At 36.7% G+C, this 4,036-nt stretch carries 2 protein-coding genes; both read left to right on the top strand.

The window, feature by feature from the left end; translation table 11 throughout:
- Positions 1-676: 676 nt before the first annotated feature.
- Positions 677-1,204 carry a ferritin gene (locus BLR60_RS24475; RefSeq protein WP_090505205.1) on the top strand — a complete coding sequence of 176 codons (528 nt, stop codon included), beginning with the start codon at positions 677-679 and terminating at the stop codon, positions 1,202-1,204.
- A gap of 887 nt (positions 1,205-2,091) precedes the next feature.
- Entirely contained in the window at positions 2,092-3,540 is a 1,449-nt protein-coding gene (gene asnS / locus BLR60_RS24465; RefSeq protein WP_090505200.1) for an asparagine--tRNA ligase, read from the top strand.
- The last annotated feature ends 496 nt before the right edge of the window (positions 3,541-4,036 follow it).

Here is a 4,036-nt window from a genome sequence, read left to right as displayed (position 1 = left end):
ACTTCCGCTCAACAGTAAAATCATTGGTGTTTATTGGCATAACAGAATCAATTTAATAATTATGATTCTGTTACCGAATTATATAACATCTACAAGGATGACGATTGCATGGAAAACTGAAAACTGCCAACTTAGAAATTACAAATCAACTAAATACGTCGTACTGAACTTGTTTCAGTATCTATCTAAAAAGATCCTGAGATCAACTTAGGATGACGATTGCTTCGAGAACTGAAAACTATCAACTTAGAAATTACAAATCAACTCAATACGTCGTACTGAACTTGTTTCAGTATCTACCTAAAAAGATCCTGGGATCAACTCAGGATGACGTCGCATGGGAAACTGAAAACTGCCAACTTAGAAATTACAAATCAGCTCAATACGTCGTACTGAACTTGTTTCAGTATCTATCTAAAAAGATCCTGAGATAAACTCAGGATGACGATTGCATCGAGAACTGAAAACTGCCAACTGAAAACCGGCCATCATCATCCTGATCCTCAACCACTATCCGTCTCGCGTTATTCCATATTAGATTTTACATCTATCAGCCTTATTTAAACTGATTACAAATAACTAATTATCAGCAATTTAGACTAATTTCATATTGCAAATAAATTAGTACGCAGAACAAATTCAGTTTACATTTGTATTGTTATTAAAGTACAGAAATATGAAAGATCTAATGCGTATCAAATGTTTAATATCTCAGGATATCGAAACATTATTAAATCAGCAAATTAAAAAAGAGGCTCACTCTTCATCACTATATTTATCTATGTCATCTTGGTGCGATCAAAATGGCTTTGACTTTTCGGCAGATTATTTCTTAAAGCAATCTGAAGAAGAAAGAGTACACCAGCTTAAATTATTCAAATATGTATTGGATATGGGCGGAAATGCAATCTCTCCGGAGGTTAGTGGAATCAAAACAGACTTCGTAAGTTTCAGAGAAGTGTTTGAAGATGCTTTGGAGGCTGAAATTTCTATCACCCAAAGTTTTAAAAACATTGCAGCCAGATGTCATAAAGAACAGGATTTCGTAACCATGGAATTTTTGAACTGGTTCCTGAAAGAGCAACGTGAAGAAGAATATAAAGCACGCAGAGCTTTAGAATTGTTCGAAGTGATTGGCGAAGAAGGTACCGGAAGATGGGAAATTGATAAACACGTGAATAAAATCTCCTATTCAGAAGAATAACAACAACAAAACATATAATAAAGCTATCCTGAAAAGGGTAGCTTTTTTTTGCTCTAAAATTTTTGACGGGGTATAGCTAAAGCAGTGAGATCCTCTCATGGGAAGACGACGGCCGTCCTAATCCAAACATAGCAATTTGACTAAAGCATAGTCCGACTCTTCGGGGAGAAATCTTTAAACGATGTTCAAGGATTTTGCTTTACAAAGTCTTCTTGCTCCCCACCGCGGCTGAAATGGAGCCTGTTCTGTCTTTTCTACAATAGTTATTAGATCATAAAGTTGATGCTTATAAAAAAGAAAAGCTCCAGTTTTCTGGAGCTTTCTTGGTTTTAGGTTGTTTGGTTTATGTTGATTATGAATAAGTCTTAAAGTTTTTATAAAAAAAGCGCCGTTGCCAGCGCTTTTTTTAAACCAAATATATAATAATAATTAACGAGCATTACAAAAGTACAAATTTTAATCATTATCGCAAGCATTTAATTAAAAAAATAAATATTTTTCAATCAAAAATAGATAATTAACTAATTTGTAGATAAAAAATAAAGAAAAAACATAATAAAAATCAAAATATTCAAAAATAATATCAAAATTTCTAATAAAAAATAAATTTATTAGAAAATATACCACCAAAAACCAATAAAAAGATATTAAAGCAATCAAAAGTCAACACAAAACCCGAAATCATCATCGAAATCAAGAATTTACAATACATTTCTTACCGCAGTCCCGATAGAATCCATTTACATATTTATAATATTAAGAAGCTATTCATACAATTGCTTTGCAGTTAGCATTAATTTCCATATTAAAAAACTGTCAATTGAAAACCGCAAACTGTTAACCGATACCAGTTTTTTTTCTAAATTTGCGGCTTTACTAATAACAATATGATTAAGAGACAGCAAATTAAAGATTTATTAAAGTCGACAGCATTTGACACAGACGTAACGGTTATGGGATGGGTAAGAACTTTTCGTAATAATCAGTTTATAGCCTTAAATGACGGATCTTGCATGAGTAATATCCAGGTAGTGATCGATTTTAATAATTTACCTGATGAGCTGTTGAAAAGAATCACAACCGGCGCCGCCATTTCTGCAACGGGTAAATTAATCGAATCGTTGGGCAAAGGCCAAACAGTAGAGATTAAAGCCACTAATGTAGAAATCTTAGGCGATAGCGACCCTGAGAAATTCCCTTTACAACCTAAAAAACACAGCCTGGAGTTTTTGCGCGAAATTGCACACCTGCGTTTCCGTACCAATACTTTTAACGCCGTTTTTAAAGTACGCCATGCCCTGGCCTTTGCCATTCACCAGTTTTACAACGAACGTGGTTTTGTGTACATGCACACGCCTATTATTACAGCAAGTGATGCCGAAGGTGCGGGTGAGATGTTTAAAGTAACCACTTTAGATTTCGACAATACGCCACGCACTGAAGATGGTAAAGTAGATTTCTCGCAGGATTTCTTTGCCCGCGCAACCAACTTAACCGTATCTGGTCAGTTAGAAGGCGAACTGGCAGCCATGGCCTTTGGTAAAATTTATACTTTCGGCCCTACCTTCAGGGCAGAAAACTCGAATACTACGCGCCATCTGGCCGAATTCTGGATGATTGAGCCTGAGTTTGCTTTTGCCGACCTGGAAGATAACATGCAGCTGGCAGAAGATATGATGAAGTATGTTATAAAATATGCTTTAGATAACTGTAAGGATGAACTAGAATTCTTAAACAGCCGTCTGGCGGAAGAAGATAAACAAAAACCACAGAACGAACGCAGTGAATTTAGCTTACTAGAAAAACTGGATTTCTGTTTAGCCAATGATTTTGAACGTCTAACCTATACAGAAGCCATCAGGATTTTAAAATCTTCTAAACCCAACCAGAAGAAACAGTTTAAATACCTGATTGATGAATGGGGTGCTGATTTACAAAGCGAGCATGAGCGTTACCTGGTAGAAAAACACTTTAAAAAACCGGTAATCTTAACCGATTATCCTGCCGATATTAAGTCTTTTTACATGCGCCAGAATGAACCGGATGCCGAAGGCAGACAAACGGTTGCCGCCATGGACATCTTATTCCCAGGCATTGGAGAAATGATCGGTGGATCACAACGTGAAGAACGCTTAGACCGCTTAACCCAACGCATGGAAGCTTTAAACATTCCGCAAGATGAACTGTGGTGGTATTTAGATACCCGCCGGTTTGGTACAGCGCCACACGCAGGTTTTGGTTTAGGCTTTGAGCGTTTAGTATTGTTCGTAACCGGAATGACCAACATCCGCGATGTAATTGCTTTCCCAAGATTCCCGAAAAACGCAGAGTTTTAGAAGGGTTTAGGGTTTAGGGTTTAGGGTTTAGGGTTTAGGGTTTAGGGTTTAGGGTTTAGGGTTTAGGGAAAACAAATCTTTACCAAAGAAGTCAAGTTTTTGAACAACTTGACTTCTTTTTTTATCCAAAACATTATGATTTGCAATGATGCACAGTTACGAATCCCATTATAATCAACTTGTTTCAGTATCTATGCTGCTATTCCGTAATTAAGAACTAAGCTAAACTCATGGTACGATCAGGGGAACGGGTTTTGTTATACTGAACTTGCTTCAGGATTTTGATCAATCGTCCCAGCGGGACGCCTCATGGGTAGCCAATTGTATAATTGGCGGTTTCGTTCCGTAGGAACGTTTGGTGATTAAACCCTTTAATGTTCCTTTTGCGCTGGCCACCTAAACCTGATCCGATAGCTCCTATGTTTACAAATGTTTAATTTAGTAAGCATAAAGTGAAAAGGATCGAGAGTAGACCGATGGCAAAATAACTCATGAA

This window comes from Pedobacter terrae (assembly GCF_900100705.1).
Taxonomy (GTDB): Bacteria; Bacteroidota; Bacteroidia; order Sphingobacteriales; family Sphingobacteriaceae; genus Pedobacter; species Pedobacter terrae.
The sequence above is the reverse complement of the archived record's forward strand: the minus strand, read 5'-3'. Positions and strand labels throughout refer to the sequence as shown.

Bases quoted from the DNA above. Each gene is read 5' to 3' on its own strand.
- BLR60_RS24475 (WP_090505205.1), top strand. From the start codon at position 677: ATGAAAGATCTAATGCGTATCAAATGTTTAATATCTCAGGATATCGAA.
- asnS (WP_090505200.1), top strand. From the start codon at position 2,092: ATGATTAAGAGACAGCAAATTAAAGATTTATTAAAGTCGACAGCATTT.